This is a genomic window from Ruegeria sp. AD11(2025) (assembly GCF_056542405.1).
In genome coordinates this window covers 1-699 of record NZ_JBQFZU010000131.1, presented here as the reverse complement: position 1 = coordinate 699, position 699 = coordinate 1, and the positions used below count along the sequence as shown (strand labels likewise).

Below are 699 nucleotides of genomic sequence, written 5' to 3'. Positions count from 1 at the left end.
TCAACGCCCAGACAATCCGTGCCATTTTGTTAGCCAGTGCTACCCTGACCAACATGGGTGGCTTGCGCTCCAGCATCCTTGCGAGCCAGGATCCCGGGACGGCTCCTTTTTGCTCGGCCCATCTAACCACGGCGCTGGCTCCAATAATGAGGAGGCGCCGCAACGTCCGGTTGCCCATCTTTGACGTGCGCCCCAGGCGCTGCTTACCGCCAGTCGAATGCTGGAGTGGGGTTAAGCCTACCCATGCCGCAAAATCGCGCCCCCGTCTAAAGGTCGAAGGTGGTGGCGCAAGTGCAGCAATCGCTGTCGCAATAATCGGGCCAACGCCTGGTATCGCGGTCAACCTCTGACATGTTTCATCTTCCCTCGCACGCTGTGCGATTTGCGCCTCCAACTGTCTGATACGGACATTCAAAACTTCAAGCGTATCGACAAAGATGCTCAAGAGAGGGCGGGACATCGCCGGCAGTTCAATGCTCCCGTCTTCGACCGCAGAAACAAGCTTACGTACGTGTGTTGGGCCTTTCGCAACAACAAATCCGAATTCGGATAGGTGGCCGCGCAAGGCATTGATAATCTGCGTGCGTTGCCGGACCAACAGATCCCGCGCTTTGAAAGCCAGGGCTGCAGCCTGATTGTCTTCGCTGCGGACCTGCACAAACCGCATAGTTGGTCGCAGGGCTGCCTCGCAAATGGCTT

General features: G+C 57.5%; 1 protein-coding gene. It reads right to left on the bottom strand.

Features of this window, described 5'->3' with window-relative positions:
• The coding region (locus tag ACR1XY_RS24695; protein ID WP_480597491.1) for an IS110 family RNA-guided transposase at positions 1–699 on the bottom strand (699 nt) is incomplete at both ends.